21 protein-coding genes are annotated in these 19,796 nt (G+C 61.3%); 12 read left to right on the forward strand and 9 right to left on the reverse strand.

The window, feature by feature from the left end:
- Positions 1-24 precede the first annotated feature (24 nt).
- Together AC1DDS_RS00085 and AC1DDS_RS00090 are read left to right on the forward strand one after the other, a co-directional pair.
- Positions 25-1,218 carry an HlyD family secretion protein gene (locus tag AC1DDS_RS00085; RefSeq protein ID WP_477477042.1) on the forward strand — a complete coding sequence of 398 codons (1,194 nt, stop codon included), beginning with the start codon at positions 25-27 and terminating at the stop codon, positions 1,216-1,218.
- A gap of 1 nt (position 1,219) precedes the next feature.
- The gene (locus AC1DDS_RS00090; RefSeq protein WP_477477043.1) at positions 1,220-3,193 is read left to right on the forward strand and encodes a glycosyltransferase family 2 protein; all 1,974 of its coding nucleotides are present in this window, start codon (positions 1,220-1,222) and stop codon (positions 3,191-3,193) included.
- On the opposite strand, the gene AC1DDS_RS00095 is transcribed toward AC1DDS_RS00090, so the two are convergent.
- From AC1DDS_RS00095 to AC1DDS_RS00105, 3 genes are all read right to left on the reverse strand, one after another.
- On the reverse strand, positions 3,171-4,334 hold the full coding sequence (locus AC1DDS_RS00095) for a cache domain-containing protein (RefSeq protein ID WP_477477044.1): 1,164 nt from the start codon (positions 4,332-4,334) through the stop codon (positions 3,171-3,173). The two genes, AC1DDS_RS00090 and AC1DDS_RS00095, sit on opposite strands and share 23 nt — an antisense overlap.
- A 148-nt stretch (positions 4,335-4,482) precedes the next feature.
- Positions 4,483-4,965, reverse strand: a complete 483-nt coding sequence (locus AC1DDS_RS00100) for an N-acetyltransferase family protein (protein ID WP_477477045.1) — start codon at positions 4,963-4,965, stop codon at positions 4,483-4,485.
- Between the two features lie 200 nt (positions 4,966-5,165).
- Complete coding sequence (locus AC1DDS_RS00105) at positions 5,166-5,504, reverse strand: hypothetical protein (protein WP_477477046.1); 339 nt, start codon at positions 5,502-5,504, stop codon at positions 5,166-5,168.
- A gap of 508 nt (positions 5,505-6,012) precedes the next feature.
- Between AC1DDS_RS00105 and AC1DDS_RS00110 the strand changes: the two genes are divergently transcribed.
- Both AC1DDS_RS00110 and AC1DDS_RS00115 read left to right on the forward strand, forming a co-directional pair.
- Entirely contained in the window at positions 6,013-6,633 is a 621-nt protein-coding gene (locus tag AC1DDS_RS00110; protein WP_477477047.1) for an SCO family protein, read from the forward strand.
- A 65-nt stretch (positions 6,634-6,698) separates the two neighbouring features.
- Complete coding sequence (locus tag AC1DDS_RS00115) at positions 6,699-7,019, forward strand: hypothetical protein (RefSeq protein ID WP_477477048.1); 321 nt, start codon at positions 6,699-6,701, stop codon at positions 7,017-7,019.
- A 222-nt stretch (positions 7,020-7,241) separates the two neighbouring features.
- Here the strand turns inward: AC1DDS_RS00115 and AC1DDS_RS00120 are convergent, their stop codons facing one another.
- Genes AC1DDS_RS00120 through AC1DDS_RS00130 form a run of 3 tightly spaced genes read right to left on the reverse strand, consistent with a single transcriptional unit; the run spans position 7,242 to position 10,186 of the window.
- The gene (locus AC1DDS_RS00120; RefSeq protein WP_477477049.1) at positions 7,242-7,994 is read right to left on the reverse strand and encodes an ABC transporter ATP-binding protein; all 753 of its coding nucleotides are present in this window, start codon (positions 7,992-7,994) and stop codon (positions 7,242-7,244) included.
- Entirely contained in the window at positions 7,988-9,052 is a 1,065-nt protein-coding gene (locus tag AC1DDS_RS00125) for a FecCD family ABC transporter permease (RefSeq protein ID WP_477477050.1), read from the reverse strand. The genes AC1DDS_RS00120 and AC1DDS_RS00125 overlap by 7 nt, the downstream gene beginning before the upstream one ends.
- Before the next feature lie 3 nt (positions 9,053-9,055).
- A complete protein-coding gene (locus AC1DDS_RS00130; RefSeq protein WP_477477051.1) occupies positions 9,056-10,186 on the reverse strand; it encodes an ABC transporter substrate-binding protein in 1,131 nt (376 codons plus the stop codon).
- Between the two features lie 107 nt (positions 10,187-10,293).
- Between AC1DDS_RS00130 and AC1DDS_RS00135 the strand changes: the two genes are divergently transcribed.
- Positions 10,294-11,109 carry a class I SAM-dependent methyltransferase gene (locus AC1DDS_RS00135; RefSeq protein ID WP_477477731.1) on the forward strand — a complete coding sequence of 272 codons (816 nt, stop codon included), beginning with the start codon at positions 10,294-10,296 and terminating at the stop codon, positions 11,107-11,109.
- Between the two features lie 99 nt (positions 11,110-11,208).
- Here AC1DDS_RS00135 and AC1DDS_RS00140 read toward each other — a convergent pair whose 3' ends face one another.
- Positions 11,209-11,838: a CatB-related O-acetyltransferase gene (locus tag AC1DDS_RS00140; RefSeq protein ID WP_477477052.1), complete on the reverse strand. Its 630-nt coding sequence runs from the start codon at positions 11,836-11,838 to the stop codon at positions 11,209-11,211.
- A gap of 123 nt (positions 11,839-11,961) precedes the next feature.
- On the reverse strand, positions 11,962-12,783 hold the full coding sequence (locus AC1DDS_RS00145) for an enoyl-CoA hydratase (protein WP_477477053.1): 822 nt from the start codon (positions 12,781-12,783) through the stop codon (positions 11,962-11,964).
- 151 nt (positions 12,784-12,934) lie between these two features.
- Here AC1DDS_RS00145 and AC1DDS_RS00150 point away from each other — a divergent pair, with 151 nt between their 5' ends.
- The 5 genes from AC1DDS_RS00150 (at position 12,935) to argC (ending at position 16,754) form a co-directional block, all read left to right on the forward strand.
- Positions 12,935-13,384 (forward strand): PaaI family thioesterase, encoded by a 450-nt coding sequence (locus AC1DDS_RS00150; RefSeq protein ID WP_477477732.1) that lies wholly within the window; start codon positions 12,935-12,937, stop codon positions 13,382-13,384.
- Between the two features lie 225 nt (positions 13,385-13,609).
- Positions 13,610-14,074 carry a 50S ribosomal protein L13 gene (gene rplM / locus AC1DDS_RS00155; RefSeq protein ID WP_310423735.1) on the forward strand — a complete coding sequence of 155 codons (465 nt, stop codon included), beginning with the start codon at positions 13,610-13,612 and terminating at the stop codon, positions 14,072-14,074.
- A 2-nt stretch (positions 14,075-14,076) separates the two neighbouring features.
- Positions 14,077-14,550 carry a 30S ribosomal protein S9 gene (rpsI, locus tag AC1DDS_RS00160; RefSeq protein ID WP_477477054.1) on the forward strand — a complete coding sequence of 158 codons (474 nt, stop codon included), beginning with the start codon at positions 14,077-14,079 and terminating at the stop codon, positions 14,548-14,550.
- A gap of 170 nt (positions 14,551-14,720) precedes the next feature.
- Positions 14,721-15,674 carry an agmatinase gene (speB, locus tag AC1DDS_RS00165; protein WP_477477055.1) on the forward strand — a complete coding sequence of 318 codons (954 nt, stop codon included), beginning with the start codon at positions 14,721-14,723 and terminating at the stop codon, positions 15,672-15,674.
- A gap of 147 nt (positions 15,675-15,821) precedes the next feature.
- The gene (argC, locus tag AC1DDS_RS00170; RefSeq protein ID WP_477477056.1) at positions 15,822-16,754 is read left to right on the forward strand and encodes an N-acetyl-gamma-glutamyl-phosphate reductase; all 933 of its coding nucleotides are present in this window, start codon (positions 15,822-15,824) and stop codon (positions 16,752-16,754) included.
- Between the two features lie 116 nt (positions 16,755-16,870).
- Here the strand turns inward: argC and AC1DDS_RS00175 are convergent, their stop codons facing one another.
- Positions 16,871-17,977 (reverse strand): COX15/CtaA family protein, encoded by a 1,107-nt coding sequence (locus tag AC1DDS_RS00175; protein ID WP_477477057.1) that lies wholly within the window; start codon positions 17,975-17,977, stop codon positions 16,871-16,873.
- A 124-nt stretch (positions 17,978-18,101) separates the two neighbouring features.
- Between AC1DDS_RS00175 and AC1DDS_RS00180 the strand changes: the two genes are divergently transcribed.
- Positions 18,102-18,317 carry a DUF2842 domain-containing protein gene (locus AC1DDS_RS00180; RefSeq protein ID WP_310423751.1) on the forward strand — a complete coding sequence of 72 codons (216 nt, stop codon included), beginning with the start codon at positions 18,102-18,104 and terminating at the stop codon, positions 18,315-18,317.
- A gap of 197 nt (positions 18,318-18,514) precedes the next feature.
- Positions 18,515-19,786, forward strand: coding sequence for a GNAT family N-acetyltransferase (locus AC1DDS_RS00185; RefSeq protein ID WP_477477058.1), 1,272 nt, complete (start codon positions 18,515-18,517; stop codon positions 19,784-19,786).
- Positions 19,787-19,796 lie beyond the last annotated feature (10 nt).

Raw genomic sequence — 19,796 nt, forward strand, 5'->3', positions numbered from 1 at the left:
GCCGAGGTGGAGTGGATGAGTCGGATGAAGTTGCTGCGGATCGTTGTGGGTCTGATCGTTATCGCTGGTGCGTTGTTCATAATCATTGGCGAACAGTTATCCGGTGCAAGCGGCAATGCTTTTGTAAATGCCCGGATAACCACGCTTAGAGCCCCGATCGCGGGCAGTCTTCAACTTACCGACCGGCCATTGGGCGCCCGGGTGGGTGTCAACGATCCCATCGGCACAATCTCCGGCCGGCGTGTCGATGATGTCAGGCTGGCCGACCTCATCAATGAGCGAGCAGTCCACCAAGCGAATGTTGATCGTTTGGCGGTGACAATACAGTCCTTGGCAAGCGCCATCGACAAATTGCGGACGCGCGCCGCCGTTTACCTTGAAGAGCGAACACAACAATTGCGGGCGCAGGTGGATGCCGCTGCCTCCCTCAGCGCCGCTGCAGCAGCTCGCCTGCGCCACGCAAATACCCGCCTTGAGCGATCCACCCGCCTGAGCGAGCGTGGGATTCAGGCCGCCGAGTCTCTGGACGAGGCGCGTTCTCTTGCCGAAGTGTCTGAATTGGAACTTAAGAACGCGCAGCAGCAAGGTGCGGTGTCGAGTATCGGGCTAGCCGCCGCGGAAAGGGGCATCTTTCTCGGCGACGGTTACAATGATGCTCCCTATTCGGAGCAACGCATCTCAGAACTGGAGGTGCAGAAGGCAGAACTCCAGGCGCAACTCGACGCGCAAACGGCTTCGCTAAGGTCGATCGACACACGCATCGCCTCTGAACGTGGCAGGGTCAACCGGCTCTCCTCGGCCACGCTGGAGTCAAATGTCAACGGACTGATTTGGGACTATCTCGCCGCTTCCAACGAGACCGTTCAGAATGGACAGGACCTCCTGAGGCTGGTCGACTGCGGCACCGTGATCGTCAGCCTTTCGGTGTCGGAGAGTGTCTACAACACAATCACCCACGGTGACCGAGTAAGCTTTCGGCTGGATGGCAGTTCTCGGCTGTTGGATGGCACTGTTACACGTCTCGCCGGTTCCGGCACCGCGACGATCTATGAGAATCTGGCCATAAAACCCAGCCAGCGCCACCTCCAGCGTTTTGACGTCACCTTGGATGTCCCCGCGCTGCGTGAGGACCAAAGCTTGAGCTGCCTCATCGGTCGCACTGGCCGTGTCTTCTTCGACAGCCGACCGCTCGACTGGATCAGGCGGCTCTGGGCCTGACATGTCCGTTTGGTATCATGTGAGCGAGGCGCAGTCCGCCTATGCCGCGATTTTCCTCGCAATGGGTCTGGTGCTGCTTCTGCCGGCGCTTCTCGATCCGCGCAACAATGTTCATCGGGGTCTGCTTTTCGCGATCGCGATAGGCCTGTCTCTCCGGTACATCTGGTGGAGAGGCTCGGAGACGCTTGCTCCCGCCGGTCTGACCTGGGACTGCCTGTTCAGTTGGTCCTTCTTCATCCTGGAAGCGGCGGCCTTGATGTCGTCCATCAGTTCCCTGGTCATCCTTGGTCGAACCCGATCGCGCACCGCAGAGGTTGATCAGCACCAGAGTTGGTGGGAGCCGGCGGCTGCTCCTCGGGTGGCAATCCTCATCGCCACATACAATGAAGAGCTGTCGGTGCTGGAACGGACAATCGTCGGCGCGGCCGCGAGCGACCACCCGAATTGCGAGGTTCTCGTCCTGGACGACGGCCGCCGCGATTGGCTCCGTGATTACTGCGAAGACCGGGGCACAAGATATCTGAGGCGCCCCGACAACAAGGGCTCAAAGGCGGGGAATATCAACCACGCGCTCGGAGTTCTGGCCGCTGATGCCGAGCCTCCTGAGTTCATTGCGGTCCTGGATGCCGACTTCGTGCCTCATCGGGACTTTATTCCGCGCGCCCTTGCGCTGTTCCATGACAGCAAGGTCGGCCTTGTCCAGACGCCCCAGCACTTCTTCAACCCCGACCCCATCCAGCACAATCTCGGTCTGAGCCGCTCCTACCCTGACGAGCAGCGCTTCTTTTTCGACCACCTGCAGCCAAGCCGCGATGCCTGGGGCATTGCCTTCTGCTGTGGAACGTCGTCCGTGATCCGCTGGGATGCCGTGCAGGCAGCCGGAGGTTTTCCGACCGACAGCATCACAGAAGATTTCATGCTCACGCTCGCGCTTCAGGAAATCGGCTTCCGTACCGTCTACTTGAACGAGCCGCTGACGGAAGGCCTGGCTCCAGAGGGATTGAAGGAGTATGTCACCCAACGCGCACGGTGGTGCCTGGGGCTGATGCAGATCGCCCGCGGCCGTTTAGGCCCACTCGCAAAAAACCGGCTGCGATTGCGCGACCGGTGGAGTGTCATGGATTCGGTATTCTATTGGCTCACCACCTTCTCCTTCCGGCTGGCGGCGATGACATTCCCGCTGCTGTTCTGGTTTTTCAACATCGCCGTGGTGGACGCGAGCATTTCTGACGTCATCCGGTATTTTGGCCCCTACATCATCTGGATACTCTTCGTCCTGAATTTCATCTCCTCCGGAATGGTTGTCCCGATCGTAAACGACGTTGGGCAACTGCTCGGTGCAATACCGATTACCCGGGCAGCGGTCGTCGGACTGATCAAACCGAAGGGTCACCCGTTCAGCGTCACGGCAAAGGGCGGCGACCGGACGAAGGTCGTGGTCCAGTGGCGGCTTATGATACCGTTTGCCGTCCTGGCCGCGTTGACCTTGGTCAGTCTCCTGATCGGCATCTTTTCCGATCACTTTGCCCACAACGACGCCGGCGACGGCAAGGTCATCATCCTGTTCTGGACGCTCTACAATCTGGTCGTCCTCGGCGTTACCCTTGCGGTTTGCGTGGAACTCCCGAGGATCGAGAAACACTTTGCGGACCAGCCGGAACGTGTCGTGATTTCCGTCGGCGGCGCGCTCAGGCGGGTATGGATGACGGACCTGACGCAGCAGAGCGCACGGATTCGCGGACTGGCACTCGATGCCGGCCATCGTCTGGAGATCAAGATTCGTGGCGTCGGGGTCATGCCCGCCACCGTGATCGAAAGCACCGCCGACGGCGGCGTCCTCTCCTTGTCGATGCAACCCGATCAATACGACGGCCTTCTGCGCAGGCTCTACGCAGAAGGCAGCGTCCCCAGCATCACATCGACCCGGATGAGCGGCATCCTGAGCGACGGGATCAGCAGGCTTGTCCGTCGCTAGGGCGGGCTCTGCCGACTTGCTCAAAACTGCCCTCTTCTTCAGACGTGCTCCGGGCGTATCCCTGAAGACGGGCAAGTGCTGCGCCGATCGTGGACAACTCCGAGGTACGACCGCTTTCGTATGGATAGACGTCCTCCCCTTGGGCGATGGCGCTGGCATTGCCGGCCAGAGCACGGAAGGGGCGGATGTAGGCCACGATGAAGAGAAGCGTCAGCAGCACAAGCAGCAACCCGAAGAGCATGAGGTTGACCAGCACCTCTTTCGACATCGCCTGCGCCGGCCGGATGACGGCGTCAGCATCGATTCGGGCGATGATGTTCCAGCCGAACTTCGGCAGTCCGCGATAAGCAAGCTCCGGAACGGTCGCGGTGAAGTAGAGCTTTCCATCCGGCCAGGTCTCTACGTTGACGCCGGATGCCCCAGCCCGCGCCATGCGAAAGCTTGGAATATCCGGGTCTGTATAGTTGCCGCGGTCGCTCGCAAGGACCGCTCGCCCTGCCGGATTGACGATGAAGAGCTCCAGGCTCATGGCTTCTGCCAACTCTTCGACAAGCGTCTGCGCCCAGTCGAAGTTGAGGTGAAGGCTCAACACCCCGGCGACGGTGCCATCCGGTCCGGCGATGGGGGCCGCCAAATCGAGTAAACTCGGCGGTCGCCCGTCGGCCGCTGGAGGCAGTTTGGAGGCCAGCAAAACAGATTCATGAACGTCGCCGGCAAAATCGCCCTGCAATCCCCGCTGGAACCAGGGTCGGGAGCTGGCATCGGCACCAAGCAGGAGATCGTTGGAGGCTGCAACCACCTGGCCTTCGCTGTTCGAAAATCCGGCCCAGGAGATGACCGCGCCTTCACCAGCAAGGGTGCTGAGCTGATCTTTTGTCCGTGCCGGATTGCCGGGACTTAGGGTCCGGCGAACCGAGGTGAGATTGCCCCACTCCCTGTATAAGGCCTGGGCCAACGCGACCTGCACTCCCTTGACCCGGGTTTCTACCGCCCTTGTCAGGCTTGCTTGCTCGAATGCACGCGCCCGGTCGCTTATGACCTCGTAAGCGATGGCGAGCCCAATCAAGCCACTGACCAGCACAAAGGCGATGGTTACGGTTGCCAAGGACGGTGCCGAAGACCGTCGTTCGCTATCTGCCATTCCACTTTCCTCCAGCGTCTGCCCGTGACCCATATGGCAGAGTGAGAGGTCGGGCCAGTGCCAGTTCTTAGGACCCATGTCCAGGTTGGGGAGAAACTGACGGAATGGTGGCGTCTGTCGCGTGCCCCCTCGCGGCACACGCTGCCCCTTAAAGCTTCCGAAACATCACGAAGGCGTCGACGTAGCCGAGCGAGGGGTGAAGGAACGCTTCCGGAAGCCGACCGACGATCGCAAATCCGAGCGATTGCCACAGCCGCACCGCGCGTTCGTTGCTGCTGACCACGAAGTTGAACTGCATGGCCCGGAAGCCTTTCGCGCGAGCATGAGCGAGCGAGTGCTCGTGCATCTGTCGGGCCACACCTCGGCCACTTGCCGCTGGGTCGGTCATGTAGCCGCAGTTGCAAACATGTTGCCCGCCGCCCGTCCGATTCGCTCGGATGTAGTATGTGCCCAAAATCAGGCCATTCTCTTCCGCGACGAACGTTTCCCGATCCGGACTCATCCAGTAATCCAGCGCATCGCTTTCGCTAAGATTGCTGTCGAGGGTATAGGTCTCACCCGCGCGGATTGTAGGACCAATAATCCTCCAGATGGCGCTTCGATCGTCGTTGGCAGCGGGGCGGATTAGCATTGCTTCACCTACTGTCGGCATAGTGCGCACGCAACGCGCCTATCGCATGCCTGGGCAGACTGCAACAGCTTTCATCGGTCGGAACGGCCCAGGACGAGCGCCCTGATTCCCTGGTTTACTGCCCTCGTCCTTGAGCACGCTCTCCGCTCCTGGCTCGACAGGGCTCGCACTCGCCATCGTGGGACGGTCCAGCAAGGAAGTCAGGTTACAAAGGGCATGATATCCACGCCGTCGCCGGGAAAGACGGTAATGTGGGGGTGGTCCTGAAAAAGCCTTGCGGCGGCATCTGCGGTTTCAGCCTCAACCACAAGATAGCCGCAGAATGGATTGACCGCGTCGTTGACGCCGTTCCTAGTGATGCGCGTCGTCTTTCCCACCATGCCGCCACGATCAAGGATAGACGCAGCGTTTCTTTCCTCCCACGCCGCCCACTGTCCGACGCCGATAGCATCGACAGCATCCTGCTCGGCTTTCGGCAGGCTTCGAAAAGACACGATGTCTTCGGGCTTGATGGTGTAAACGGCAAGGAAACGGGGCATGAGCCACCTCCATGGTCCTGAACAAGCCTCAGCTTACACCACCTCGCACGCCTGAAGCATCCATGGAATTCCATCGTGGCGCGAAGGGTAGAATGACCGCACGTGGCGATTCCGCGCCATGACGGCAGTCGACCCTAAGCGGACAAAAAGGTCTCGAGCAGTGAACGACTGCCTCGCGCCTTATCTCTGTCGTTCAAACCGGCCTTTGACTCACCAAATGTCATGACGGGCACGCTTTGTTCGAGATCACGCGACAGCAGCCGAGGTATCGGTCTGCGGCGATCCTCCTCTCCCGGAGTCCGCCTATGTCGATGCAGGCATGCATCCGAGTTTCAGAGAGCTTCTGAAGCGCGACGGGGCAACGGAGTTGGCGGAAAGCATCTCCGGAACAAAGTATCCGAGACCACCGGATAAAGGGCAGATTGCCGCATTCGCGCACCGTCGGCTTGACCCTCTGGTGGCTTGACGGGTTATTGCCACGCGCCGATGGCAATTGGGGGCACGCATCATGACAAGACTTCGGACTTTCCACTTGGTCGCCTGGACTCTCGTCGCCGCCGCCGCAACGGCGCTATTCGTCTTCGGCTACATCCTGCCTCCAAAGCGGGCCGCTGGCGTGATCATGCCGGAACCTTCGACCTCTGCGATCGGCAAGCCGTTCGAACTGACGTCACATCAGGGGGCGGTGGTGAACAACGGCACGCTGGCCGGTAAGCCGTATCTCGCATTCTTCGGCTTTACGCATTGTCCGAATGTCTGCCCGACGACTCTCTTCGAACTGACCGACCTGATGAAGGAGCTCGGGCTGGACGGCGACAAGCTCAATGTGGTGTTCATTACCGTCGATCCGGAAGGCGATACGCGGGAACTGCTGGAACTCTACATGACCTCCTTCGATCCTCGGATCACGGCGCTGCGGGGCACCGCGGATCAGACGAATACGGCGGTGAAGGCTTTCGCCGCATACGCTCGGAAGGTTCCCATCGATGGCGGCTACACGATGGATCACACAGCGGTCGTTTATCTGATGAACGCCGACGGCAGTTTTCGCGGAACTCTCGATATGCATGAGCCGCGCGAAGTCAGGCTGCAGAAAATCCGCAATCTCATCGGTGGCGCAAAGCAATAGAGCTGCATGCGGGCCTATTTGTCCGCCAAGGTGACAACTCGCTTCAGTTTCCGGAGAGCTTCGACGTGGCCTCTGCTGCGGCGCTTTTAGTCCGAGCAAGCCGTCTCAAACTCGCCAATAACATCGGGGGAATTATCGTCGCGAAGAACGGCATCAGCCCCGACAAGGCTGGGGTCCAGTTCCGCAGCCTGTTTCGTATAGGAGGCTATGAAGAAGGCCTTTTTGCCTTCCCAGACCTCACGACCATCGACCTCGTGCTGGCACGGCCGCGCCGTTTCAAAGTCCGTTTGCAGGTCTTCGACGGTCGGCTGCGCGGCCGTCAACGCCAGGACGGTCGCAAACATCAAAACGAGCATGATCACCTCCGCCTCAACCTTGAAAACTGATCATAAAAACCATCGGATTCTGCCGTCAAGGTCAATATCGCGCGCCGCGTTTTACACCCAATATATACCTGAGCGCGCCAGATTGCAGCGCGGCTTTTCCCCGGCACCTCGTGCGGAAAGGGTGTCCTCAGTCTACATGCGCTTCCGGCAATCACCGGATCGACAATATGAAGTAGTCGCCGCCGAGCAGCCAGGTGGCGTGCGCATGTTCCTAGAAACGCGCTATGCCAATCCGTCCACGAGAATGAACCGATGGCCCCTCGAACAGGCTTCGATACGCGCTGTGACCTTGTAGATATCACGCAACATGTCGGCATTGATGACTTCCGCGGTTGGACCGCTGACAACCATCGCACCGTCGGCAACGACGATGACCTGCTCGCAGTAGCGCAGCACATGGTTCAGGTCATGCAGGGCCACCAAGACAATCATCCCGGTCTTGCCGGCAAGTCCGCTGACGAAATCCAGAACCTCGATCTGTCGATGCAGGTCGAGCGCCGAGGTCGGCTCGTCCATCAGGAGCACTTCCGGCTTGCGGACCAACGCCTGCGCGAGGGAGACAAGCTGGCGCTGGCCGCCCGACAATTCACCCAAACCGCGGAAGCCCAGATCCTCGATCCGCAGCGCTTTCAGGATCGCATCGATCTCAAAGAGCTCGTCGTCGTGGACCCGCCAGCCGCCGCCTTGCTTGGCGGACAGCAGGATGGACTCATAGACGCTCAGGACGGCATTCGCTCCCGTATCCTGCGGCATGTAACAGATGGCGCGGTCACCGCGCGTGGTATCTGACAAATGCACGACACCTGGCCCTGAAATCAGCCCGGCGACGCGCCTGAACAGTGTCGACTTTCCCGCTGCGTTGGGGCCGATTATGGCGGTCAGGCTGCCACTCTTCAGCGCATCTATGCCGACATTGGAAAGCACCGTCTTGCGCCCGTAGGAGGCACCGACGTCCTTGAAAGCGAGGGCTACCATGCCCGCCTCCTGTTGCTGAAAATGAGCACGAAGAAGAACGGCACGCCGACGACGGCGGTGATGACGCCGATCGGCAGAATAGCACCTGGGATCAGAATCTTGCTGACGACAGAGGTGACCGACAGAAGCAGCGCGCCGCAAATGAGGGAGCCCGGCAGGAAGAACCGCTGGTCCTCACCCACCACCATGCGGGCGATATGCGGTCCCACGAGCCCGACGAAACCGATCGTTCCGACGAAGGAGACGGGAATTGCCGCGAGGAGACTGACGGTGAGCAGCGTTTGCAGGCGGAGGCTGCGGACCTTGACGCCCATGCTGGCGGCTTTGTCGTCACCGAGGCGAAGGGCGGTCAGTGCCCAGGCGTTCTTCATGAAGAGCGGCACGGTCAGAACGAGGATCGTCGCGGTGACGTAGACCTTGCCCCAGGTCGCCTTCGTCAGGCTGCCCATTGTCCAGAACACCACGGCTGCGAGCGCCTGCTCAGAAGCGAGATACTCGAGCAGTGAAAGCGCCGCGTTGAAGGTGAAGACGAGCGCGATGCCGAGAAGGACAATCGTCTCGACGGTCACACCCCGCATGGTGGAGGCGAAGTGGATAAACAGCGCTGCCACCATGGCCATCAGGAACGCATTCAGAGGCACCATGTACTGGAGGGCAGCCGGGAAGATGGCGACGCCCGTCACCAGCGCCAGCGCTGCGCCGAAGCTGGCGGCCGCGGAGATTCCGAGCGTGAACGGGCTTGCGAGGGGATTAGACAGAATGGTTTGCATCCGTGCGCCGGCGACCGAAAGCGACGCGCCGACCGTCACCGCCATCAGGGCGATCGGCATGCGGATGTCCCAAATCACGACGCGAAGCTGATCGCCCACCTCCGCTGGATGAAAGAGCGCCTTGAGCACGTCAGCCAGCGCGTAACGCGCCGGGCCGAGCGCCATGTCGGCGGCCATGCTGAATGCCAACGCAGCCGTCAGCAGCATGAGGGTGAAGATGCGCCTGAGGGCGAGAGCGCGATAGCGCTCCCGCCCCGCGGCGACCGGTTGCTGCGCCACGCTGGCCATCGCCTACTCGTCCTTCAGCGAGACGAAGTGCCCGGGCTTGTAGTCAAGCGGCAGGAAGCGTTCGTGCAGTTCCTTGAAGGTCGCCTCGGGATCGAGGTCCTGGAACAGTTCGGGATGCAGCCACTTGGCGATCTCCTGGATGGCCACGAACTGATAGGGGTTGTTGTAGAATTGGTGCCAGATCGCATGAACCTGGCGGTCCTTCACTGCTTTGACGCCTGTGAAGGCGGGGCGCTCGGTCAGCTTCTCGAGCTTTGCGCGCGCTTCGTTGATGTCTGCACCATAGCCGACGCCGACCCAGTCGCCACCGGGCACGAACGCATCCCACATCCCGCCGGTGATGATGACCTGGTCCGGGTTCGAGGCGATGATCTGCTCGGGATTCACCGTGCCGAAGGTGCCGGGAATGATGTCCTTGGCCATGTTGATGCCACCGGCAATCTCGACCATCTTGCCGAAATTCTCGTTGCCGAAGGACATGCAGCAATCGTCGGAATAACCGCCCGCACGCTCTACGAAAACGACCGGTTTTTGCGGATTGGTCTTCGCCAGGACCTCCGTGACGCGGGCAATGCTGTCAGACCGGAACTTGATGAAGTCCTCTGCCAGTTGTTCCTTCGCCATCAGCTTGCCCATGATGCGCATGCTGGGCTCGGTGTTTTCCATCGGCTTTTCGCGGAAGTCGACATAGACCAGGGGAATGCCGACCTTGCCGAGCTTCTCGATGTAGCCCGCCTCTTCCGTCGCGGTCTTCGCGTCGACGTTCATCAGGATGACGTCGGGCTTGAGGGCGACCGCCTGTTCGATGTCGAAGGTGCCATCCTTCATGCCGCCGAAGGTCGGAAGTTTGGCAATGTCCGGGTACTTCGCGAGATAGGCCGCGTAGGTTTCCGGATCGGCCTTCGGCAGGTCGTCGCGCCAGCCGACGACTTGCTCAAACGGATTTTCCTTGTTGAGAGCGGCCAGGAAATAGATTTGTCGCCCCTCGCCCAGAATGACGTGTTTCACCGGAACGCTCACCTCCACGTCACGGCCGGTCACGTCCTTGAGTGTGATGGTGTCGGCCAGTGCCGGCCAGACGGTGGACAGCAGCATGGCGGCCGAGAGGGCCGTAGCTTTGAGGTTGAGGCGCATCGAACTGTCTCCAGTGGAAATTGCGCGCCGTCTATTATTTTATGATTGCAATAGTCAAGTTTTATCTTTTAGAGAAATTCGAAACAACGTTCGCGGGAAACGCTCACATGCATGGTCACAATCACGGTCTGCGCGAGGACATCAAAGCCTATTGGTCTGAACGCGCAGCAACCTTCGACCTGTCGCCGGGACACGAGATTTTTTCCGAAGCCGAGAGACGCGCGTGGCAGCAGCTCATCTGCAAACACCTGGGGCCGGGGCATGGCCGCAAAGCGCTCGATTTGGCCAGCGGCACAGGGGTCATCTCTCACCTGATGGACGATGCCGGCTTCGAGGTGACCGGATTGGACTGGTCGGAGGCAATGCTGGAGCAGGCCCGGGCAAAGGCGAAACAGCGCAACCGCTCAATCCGTTTTTATGTTGGAGACGCCGAGAACACGATGGAGGCGGGCGACAGTTTCGACGTGGTGATCAACCGGCACCTGGTCTGGACGCTGGTCGATCCCGAAGCCTGTTTCCGCGAGTGGCTGCGTGTGTTGAGACCCGGTGGCCGGCTCCTAGTCATCGATGGTGACTTCGTTGACGTGGGCCGCGGCGAGAGAATCGCAAGACGTCTGGCGGCGATGCTGGAGAAGGCGGGTCTCGTGCGGCCTGATCCAGTGCAGGCACCACACATGGCCGAGCGTCACAAGAGCATCCTGGCGCGCGTCCACTTTTCGGAAGGGGCACGCGCCGACGCGGTCGCCAACCTGCTCGAGAAGGCCGGCTTCGAGGCAATCACAGTCGACACCAATCTCCGCGCAATTCACCGGGCGCAGGCAAAGAACTGGAACTTCCTCAAGGCGATGGCGCGCGGCCTTCAGCACCGGTACGCCATTGTCGCAAGCAAGCCCATGGCTACAGGCATGCCTTCCAAGCAGTAGGCTAGTCTGCCGCCCCAAAAGCGGTCGCCGCCAACAGTTCGCTCATCTATGTCCGCCTATTGGCGCAAGGGGAACAAGGCTCGACGACTGCGTTCGACCCTAAGTGGTCGTGCCTTGTTTTTGATCGTACTCGGCTGAAGCAACGACGAGCGCTTCAATATCATCGGCTGAAATGAACGACCTCAAGGTGTCGAACTTAGCCTCGTGCCATTTGTAGATATCGAGGTCGAGAAGCTTCTTGACTGTGTCTGCCGGAAAACGCTGGCGAATGGGAGCAGCAGGGTTACCAGCTACGATCGTGTAGGGTGCAACATCTTTCGTGACGATGGCCCCAGAAGCCACCACTGCGCCTTCGCCAATAGTGACGCCCGGCATGATCATCGCCCGCATTCCAATCCAAGCTCCGTCGCCGAGCGTGGTGTCGCCCTTACCGACGTAAGCATCAAGAATGACCTCAGGAAACGGATAAAGGCTGAACCAGTCGGTCCGGTGCGTGTGATTGCCACCCATCAAGATGACAGCCTCTGCACCGATGCATACGTAATCGCCTATATAGAGCTGATCGATCGGCCACATGGGTTCCCATGTCTTGAGGCTGTACTCATCTCCATAGTGATAGCGAACGACGCTCTCCTCGAATGACCCTGTCCACGCAGCGCTGTAATAGCTATGCGTCCCACGGATATGGATGTTCGGATTTTTCACGGTCTCGTGCAGGAGTTCTACCACGGACCAATGCTTGGACGGGCCGCTCTCTACCATATTACAACGACTTTCTGTGGGCTGGCTGTACGAGTTGGATCGACGCCTTGAGGACGATCTATGGTTGCGAATACAAGGGCGAAGACGAGCCTAGTCGGTTTTCCACTCCGGCATCCGCTTGCCGAGGAAGGCGCCGATCCCCTCCTTCGCGTCGTCGCGCAGCATGTTGTCGACCATCACCGACACGGCCTTGTCATAGGCTTCGGGCAGCGGCAGCCCGGCCTGCGCGCGATAGGCGGCCTTGCCGATCCTCAGCGCCTGCGGCGACTTCGACGCGATCACCGCGGCGTACTTGTCGACGACCTGGCGCAGGTACTGCTTCGGCACGATGCGGTTGACGAGGCCGAAGTCCTTGGCGGTCGACGCGTCGATCGTCTCGCCGGTGAGCAGCATTTCCATCGCCTGCTTCGGGTGTGCCGCGCGCGTCACCGCCACCATCGGCGTGGAACAGAACAGGCCGATGTTGACGCCCGGGGTGCAGAAGGTCGAAGTGTCGGTGCAAATCGCCAGATCGGCGGTGGCGACGAGTTGGCACCCTGCAGCCGTCGCGAGCCCGTCGATTTCGGCAATCACCGGCTGCGGCAGGCCTGCGATCTTCAGCATCAGGTCGGCGCACATCCGCAGCGTCTTTTCAAAAAAACCCCGGCCGCCGTCGGCATCGGAGCGGTGCGCGGTCATCTCCTTCAGATCATGACCGGCGGAAAAGAGGTTGCCGGTCGAAGCCAGCACGACCACGCGGACGGCCTCGTCCGCGGCTGCCGCGTCCAATGCCGCAGACAGCGCCTCCATCAACGCGATCGACAGCACATTGGCCGGCGGATTGTTGAGGGTGAGGCGCAGGACCGCACCGGTCTGCTCCTTCAGCACCAGCCCGCCGGCATCCTCTTTGCGCAAGTGCACCACATCGGCCATGCCCATCTCCCGTGTCGTCGTCGTCGTTGAACCGTGGTACGCGGACGGGAGTGGCCTTTCAAGTGTGTCTGGCTACGTTCCTTGCCAATCAGACTTTCCGGCAATTGCAGCCGGTCGCCTTTGACCTCTAAGAATGCTTGAATCGAAAGCGATGGACACCAGTATGGAAGCCAAACTCACCCCGGTCATGACGGTCGCCGAACTCAACTGTTTTCTCGAGACCGACTTTCCGGAGATCCACACCGACGGCAAGCTGTTCGAGGTGACGGCAGTCGAACCAGGCAGCGTGACGATGCGACTGGCACCGTCGGAGAAACACCTGCGTCCGGGCGGCACCGTTTCGGGCCCGACGATGTTCGCGCTTGCCGATGTCACGGCCTATTGCGCGGTGCTGGCCCACATCGGTCCGGTCGCTCTTGCCGTCACCACCAATCTCAACATCAATTTCCTGAGAAAGCCGGAGCCGGGCGCCCTCTCCTGCACCAGCCGTCTCCTCAAGCTCGGCAAGCGACTCGCCGTGATCGAGGTGTCGATTTCGACAGGAGTAGACGACGAACTGGTCGCGCACGCCACCGCAACCTATTCGATTCCGCCGCGGTAACTTGTGGTATTTAAGTACCACAACAATAGGTCTTTGATTTTAAACACTTATTTCGACAACCACCTGAAACCCGGCGCTTGACGCCCGGCGACGCCTCGCCTATAAGCTGGCGCAGATCGCGGTCCTCACGGGCCGCTTTCGTTTTTGGCATGTTTCAAGCCTGCCAAGCCAAGCAACAAGAAACGCCCGGGCATCGTCTCGGGTCCGAACGAAAAGAGTTTTACCATGGCAACCTTCGTACAGAAGCCCGCCGAGGTGGAAAAGAAGTGGATCATCATCGACGCCGAAGGCCTCGTTGTCGGTCGCCTCGCCTCCATCATCGCAAATCACCTGCGCGGCAAGCATAAGGCCACCTACACCCCTCACGTCGACGACGGCGACAACGTCATCGTCATCAACGCCGAGAAGGTCGCGCTGACAGGCAAGAAGTACTCCGACAAGACGTACTACTGGCACACCGGCCATCCGGGTGGCATCAAGGAGCGCACCGCTCGCCAGATCATCGAAGGCCGCTTCCCGGAGCGCGTTCTCGAGAAGGCCGTCGAGCGCATGGTTCCGCGCGGTCCGCTTGGCCGTCGCCAGATGAAGAACCTGCGCGTCTATGCAGGCCCGAACCATCCGCATGAAGCACAGCAGCCGACCGTCCTCGACGTCGCCAAGCTGAACAGCAAGAACGTAAGGAGCGCCTGATAATGGCTGACCTCTCTTCCCTGAAGGATCTCGGCACGGTCGCAGCCGCTCCGGCTTCCGCCCCGGTTCACGTCAAGAAGGTTGACGCCCAGGGCCGCTCCTACGCGACCGGCAAGCGCAAGGACGCCGTCGCCCGCGTGTGGATCAAGCCGGGCTCCGGCAAGATCACCATCAACGGCAAGCCGCACGGAGCCTACTTCGCCCGTCCGGTCCTGCAGATGATCCTGCAGCAGCCGATCGTCGCTGCGGCCCGCGAAGGCCAGTTCGACATCGACGCAACCGTTGCCGGCGGCGGTCTCTCCGGCCAGGCCGGTGCCGTTCGTCACGGCCTGTCCAAGGCGCTGACCTACTTCGAACCGGGCCTGCGCTCGGTCCTGAAGAAGGGCGGCTTCCTGACCCGCGACAGCCGCGTCGTCGAGCGCAAGAAGTACGGCAAGGCCAAGGCCCGCCGTTCGTTCCAGTTCTCGAAGCGCTAATCGCGCTCGCGGATCACGCATCTGGAAGGCGGGGCTTCGGCTCCGCCTTTTTCTTTGCCCTGTGCCTTGGTGAGGCACACCGGCCCCGCGGGCCAATAAATTCGCACTCCGCCCCCCTTGCCATCCGTCCGCCGATTGTCCACGTTCCCGGCGCATTTCAGGAGGACAAATTGGCCAACAAGACCATCGATCACGCGATTACCGCGAAAACGCTCAAGAGCGCTGCCTCGGACCCGACGCATGCCGGTATCCTCTCCTTCATGCGCCGCCGCTATACGAAGAACCTGAAGGACGTCGATGCCGTCGTCTGGGGCATCCCCTTCGATGCCGCCACCTCCAACCGTCCCGGCGCGCGCTTCGGGCCGCAGGCGATCCGCCGGGCATCGGCGATCATGGACAACGATCCGCAGTACCCGTTCCAGCAAGATCTGTTCGAGAACATGGCGGTGATCGACTACGGCGACTGCCTGCTCGACTACGGCAATCACCAGAAGACGCCGGCCACGATCGAGCGCGAGGCCGCAAAAATTCTCAAATCCGGCGCCTTCCTGCTCACCCTCGGCGGCGACCATTTCGTCACCTGGCCGGTGCTGAAGGCGCACGCGGCGATCCATGGGCCGCTGTCGCTGGTGCAGTTCGATGCACATCAGGACACCTGGGGCGACGAGAAGGGCCGCATCGATCATGGCTCCTTCGTCGGCCGCGCCGTCAAGGACGGCGTCATCGATCCCGACAGTTCGATCCAGATCGGCATCCGCACCCATGCGCCAGAGGACTGCGGCATCCGCATCATGTACGGCTACGAGGTCGAGGAAATGTCCGCCGACGCCATTGCCGATTCGATCGTGCGCCATGTCGGCGACCGCCCCTGCTACATGACGTTCGACATCGACTGCCTGGACCCGGCCTACGCCCCCGGCACGGGCACGCCCGTTTCCGGCGGCCCCTCGAGCGCCAAGATCCTCTCGGTGCTGCGCAAACTCGGCGCGCTGCACATCAAGGGAGCCGACGTCGTCGAGGTCGCGCCGGCCTATGACCACGCCGACATCACCGCCATCGCCGGCTCGACGATCGCAATGTACATGCTCGCCCTGCGGGCCGGTTGGCTGGCCGAACGGCGATAGACCGCCCGGCAATACGCGCGCATTGAAAGCGCCATGGGGAGGCGTTATAGCCTCTCCATGGCGAACGGCTGGCCGCGCTGGGCACCAGTGCATGGCGGCCGTCCTGACCCAGAGCACCCGCAGCCCGGCAGACTGAAAGGCATCCCCATGAGACCGAAGATCTTCATCGATGGCGAACACGGCACGACCGGCTTGCAGATCCGCACGCGCATGGCCGACCGCACCGACGTCGAACTCCTGTCGATCCCGGAAGCCGAGCGCCGCAACAATGCGATGCGCGAGGACCTGCTCAACAGCGCCGACATCGCGATCCTCTGCCTGCCCGACGAGGCGGCGAAGGAAGCCGTTGCCATGATCGCCGGTAACAACCGGGTGCGCATCATCGACACGTCGACGGCCCATCGCGTCAACCCGGACTGGGCCTATGGCTTTGCCGAAATGGATTCGCGCCAGGCCGAACGGATCGCCGGAGCCCTCTATGTCGCCAATCCCGGCTGCTATCCGACTGGCGCGATCGGCCTGATCCGGCCGCTGCGTGCCGCCGGCATCCTGCCGGAAGATTATCCCATCACCGTCAACGCGGTCTCGGGCTACACCGGCGGCGGCAAGCAGTTGATCGCCCAGATGGAAGACGCCGACCACGCTGATCACATCGACGCGCCGCACTTCGTCTATGGCCTGCCGCTGAAGCACAAGCACGTGCCGGAGATGCAGGTGCACGGGCTTCTGTCCCGCGCGCCCCTCTTTTCGCCGTCCGTCGGCAAGTTTCCGCAAGGGATGATCGTGCAGGTGCCGCTCTATCTGGCGGATCTCAACGACGGCGCCTCGCTTGGCAGCATTCACGCGGCGCTCGCTGACCATTATGCCGGGCAGGACATCGTCGAGGTCGTCGACCTCAAGGAGAGCGCCAACCTGGCGCGCGTCAACGCCGTCGAACTCGCGAATACCGACCGGATGAAGCTCTACGTCTTCGGCACCGCCGGTGCTGCCCATATCAACCTCGTGGCGCTGCTCGACAATCTCGGCAAGGGGGCCTCGGGCGCGGCGGTGCAGAACATGGATCTGATGCTGGGCAACTGACCGGCCGAATACACCGGTCGGGATTCGCCAGATGTGCAAAAGGGCGCCGGTCCAACCAGGACCGGCGCCCTTCCTTCATGACATTGCTACTTTCCGCCGACGGCGAGCCCGGCCCGTCACGCCCCGACTTCGATCCACGCCTCTTTCGGATACGGGCCGACGAAACCGCGCCAGTGGGCGACGGCAAAGCCGAGGACGATGAGCGCGCAGCTCTGATGCGCAAGCGCCCACCCAAATGGCACCTGCCAGACCAGAGTGAATATGCCTATCAACGCCTGCAGACTGATGAGACCGAAAAGCAAGACGGTGCGGCGGGCATGGGTGGTATTAGGTGCGGCGCGTAGCGAGGCGATCATGTGCACAAGGGCCAGCGCCCAAAGCACATAGGCGCCACAACGATGGACGAACTGAACCGTCTTGGGGTTCTCGAACAGGTTGATCCACCACGGCTGCTGGATGAACAGGTCGCCCGGGACGATTGCGCCGTCCATGAGCGGCCAGGTGTTGTAGGTCAATCCCGCATGAAGTCCCGCAACGAGCGCACCGAGATAGATCTGAAACAACGCCATGCAGGCGATCGCCGCCGCCATTCCCCGCGATCGCGCCGTCGGCGCCCGATCGTCACTATGCGGCGACAGGCCGCGCATGATCCAGGTACAAGCAGCAAAGATCAGACAGGCGATCACGAGATGGGTGGCGAGCCGGTACTGGCTGACGGAGACCCGTTCCGAAAGCCCGGACGACACCATCCACCAGCCGATAAAGCCCTGAAAGCCGCCGAGGGCCAGCAAGCCGACGAGCGGCCAGCGCAAACGCCGCTCGATCCGTCCGGTCGCCCAGAAGAAAACCAGCGGCAGCGCAAAGACCAAGCCGATGGAGCGGGCAAGGATCCTGTGCCACCACTCCCACCAGAAGATCGACTTGAAGCTCTCCACGGTCATGTCGCTGTTCAGCTCGGAGTACTGCGGAATGCGCTTGTAGAGCTCGAACTCCTCCTGCCATTCGGCCGCGTTCAACGGCGGGATGACGCCGTGGATCGGTTTCCATTCCGTGATAGAAAGGCCCGATCCGGACAGCCGCGTCGCCCCGCCAACTAGCACGAGTGCAAACAACGTCAGCAACACCACGGCAAGCCAGCGGCGCACCAGCCGGCGGTTACGGTCGTTGCGATCAATGTCGCTCAACAGCTGCTGTTCTGTCGCGGCGGCGGCGGTGGTGGTCATGGCGGCTCCTGTCTTATCGGCGTTGATTTGCATCACCGTGCCATGCAAAACAAGCCTGAAACCTTTGCGGCATCCGGTCGCGGCGATTTTGCCGGCCTGCCCGCGCAACGAAATGAGAAACTCGATGCCCCCTCGCCTGCGCAAACTGATCGGCACAGTCCTGATTATCATACTCGTCATCGTCTACGCGCTGGTCGCGACGACCGTGGCATCGCTGACGCTGGCGACATCGCCCTGGTGGGTCCACATGCTCTACTTCTTCTTCACGGGGCTGCTTTGGATCCTTCCGGCAATGCTGATCATCAAGTGGATGGAGAAGCCGTCCAAGCCGCGAGACTGACGGACGGACGGCCGCACTGGCCCAGCAGCAGATCCTGCGCATGCGAGACGTTAGCGTCTTGCTAACCGTGGCGGCCTTTTTTGGCGGACAGATCCCGCCGCTGGCATGGATGTAAACCAGTTACCGATCATCCCGACGTAAGGTCGACAACGGCAGCGTAGCCGCGAAGGGATGCAATGGGGCTGGACATGCGTGCAATGCAGCTTGATTTCCAAGTCATGCCTGCGGACGGGGACGTCCTGGGCAAGCTGGCACGCTATGCCCCCGGCGCAGAGCGGCGTGCGTCCGTCATTCCCTTTACGATCCAGTTGCACAACCGGATGGAACCGCTGGAGGCGACGTGGCGCCGGCTGGAGGCGGGGAACGACCTTTCGCTGCACCAGAGCTATGACTGGTGCCGCGCCTGGGCTCAAACGCACGACAGTCGCCTGCTCATCGTCGAGGGGGTTCATGCGGGCCGGACGGAGCTGATCATGCCGCTGGAAATCGTGCGCCAGGGCCCGGTGCGCACGGCGCGCTTTCTCGGCTCCCGTTTCAGCAACATCAACACAGGCCTCTATACGGAGAGCTTCCGGTCGCTCGTCTCGCCGGCGATGCTGCGCCGGGCGCTCGATCAGGCACGCGGGCAATTCTCACGCCATTTCGATCTGTTCATGCTGGAGAACATGCCGCTTCATTGGCGCGGACACGAACATCCGTTCTCGCATCTTCCCGCCGTGTTGAATCAGAATGCGGCCTATCAGTTACCGCTTCTTGCGGACTTCGATGAGACACTCACACAGTTGAACGCCAAGCGGCGGCGCAAGAAGTTCCGCCAATCCGAGCGCCGATTGGAGTCGCTCGGAGGGTATGAGCATCTCATTGCCGAAACACCGGGCGATGCCGGTTCGACGCTTGATCGGTTCTTCCAGCAGAAGGCGACGCGCTTCGAAGCCCTTGGATTGCCCAACGTGTTTCGGGATGACGAAACGCAGGCATTCTTCCGAACCCTGGTCCGCATGCCGGCAAAGAGAGACGCGTATGCCTTGCAACTGCACGCCCTGCGGATCAAAAGCGGTGACGAACAGGGAAGGATCATCGCCATCGCCGGTCTCTCGCGCAAAGGCGACCACGTCATCTGCCAGTTCGGCTCGATCGACGAGACGTTTGCGCCCGAGACCAGTCCGGGTGAGTTCCTGTTTCACCTGATGATCCGAAAGCTCTGCGGCGAAGGCATCGCCCTGTTCGATTTCGGCATCGGCGATCAGGCGTACAAGCGTTCCTGGTGCACCGTCGAAACGCGTCAGCACGACCTGCTCTGGCCGACGACAGCTGCGGGCAGTGCGATCGCAGCGCTGCACCGTGCCAAGGCGAGCGTCAAGCGGACCATCAAGCAGAACCCCCGACTATACGGCTTCGTCCAGCGGCTTCGCTCGGGCAACACGGATTTCCGCGAGAACCCCGTCGATGGCGACCCGAATGACACCTAAGGGAAACCGC

It is taken from the genome of Mycoplana sp. 10N416, assembly GCF_056394765.1.

Bases quoted from the DNA above. Each gene is read 5' to 3' on its own strand.
- AC1DDS_RS00100 (WP_477477045.1), bottom strand. From the start codon at position 4,965: ATGCTAATCCGCCCCGCTGCCAACGACGATCGAAGCGCCATCTGGAGG.
- AC1DDS_RS00130 (WP_477477051.1), bottom strand. From the start codon at position 10,186: ATGCGCCTCAACCTCAAAGCTACGGCCCTCTCGGCCGCCATGCTGCTG.
- AC1DDS_RS00125 (WP_477477050.1), bottom strand. From the start codon at position 9,052: ATGGCCAGCGTGGCGCAGCAACCGGTCGCCGCGGGGCGGGAGCGCTAT.
- AC1DDS_RS00095 (WP_477477044.1), bottom strand. From the start codon at position 4,334: ATGGCAGATAGCGAACGACGGTCTTCGGCACCGTCCTTGGCAACCGTA.
- AC1DDS_RS00180 (WP_310423751.1), top strand. From the start codon at position 18,102: ATGCCCCCTCGCCTGCGCAAACTGATCGGCACAGTCCTGATTATCATA.
- rplM (WP_310423735.1), top strand. From the start codon at position 13,610: ATGGCAACCTTCGTACAGAAGCCCGCCGAGGTGGAAAAGAAGTGGATC.
- AC1DDS_RS00135 (WP_477477731.1), top strand. From the start codon at position 10,294: ATGCATGGTCACAATCACGGTCTGCGCGAGGACATCAAAGCCTATTGG.
- AC1DDS_RS00185 (WP_477477058.1), top strand. From the start codon at position 18,515: ATGCAGCTTGATTTCCAAGTCATGCCTGCGGACGGGGACGTCCTGGGC.
- AC1DDS_RS00175 (WP_477477057.1), bottom strand. From the start codon at position 17,977: ATGACCACCACCGCCGCCGCCGCGACAGAACAGCAGCTGTTGAGCGAC.
- AC1DDS_RS00090 (WP_477477043.1), top strand. From the start codon at position 1,220: ATGTCCGTTTGGTATCATGTGAGCGAGGCGCAGTCCGCCTATGCCGCG.
- AC1DDS_RS00110 (WP_477477047.1), top strand. From the start codon at position 6,013: ATGACAAGACTTCGGACTTTCCACTTGGTCGCCTGGACTCTCGTCGCC.
- AC1DDS_RS00150 (WP_477477732.1), top strand. From the start codon at position 12,935: ATGGACACCAGTATGGAAGCCAAACTCACCCCGGTCATGACGGTCGCC.
- AC1DDS_RS00120 (WP_477477049.1), bottom strand. From the start codon at position 7,994: ATGGTAGCCCTCGCTTTCAAGGACGTCGGTGCCTCCTACGGGCGCAAG.
- AC1DDS_RS00145 (WP_477477053.1), bottom strand. From the start codon at position 12,783: ATGGCCGATGTGGTGCACTTGCGCAAAGAGGATGCCGGCGGGCTGGTG.
- AC1DDS_RS00085 (WP_477477042.1), top strand. From the start codon at position 25: ATGAAGTTGCTGCGGATCGTTGTGGGTCTGATCGTTATCGCTGGTGCG.
- rpsI (WP_477477054.1), top strand. From the start codon at position 14,077: ATGGCTGACCTCTCTTCCCTGAAGGATCTCGGCACGGTCGCAGCCGCT.
- argC (WP_477477056.1), top strand. From the start codon at position 15,822: ATGAGACCGAAGATCTTCATCGATGGCGAACACGGCACGACCGGCTTG.
- AC1DDS_RS00105 (WP_477477046.1), bottom strand. From the start codon at position 5,504: ATGCCCCGTTTCCTTGCCGTTTACACCATCAAGCCCGAAGACATCGTG.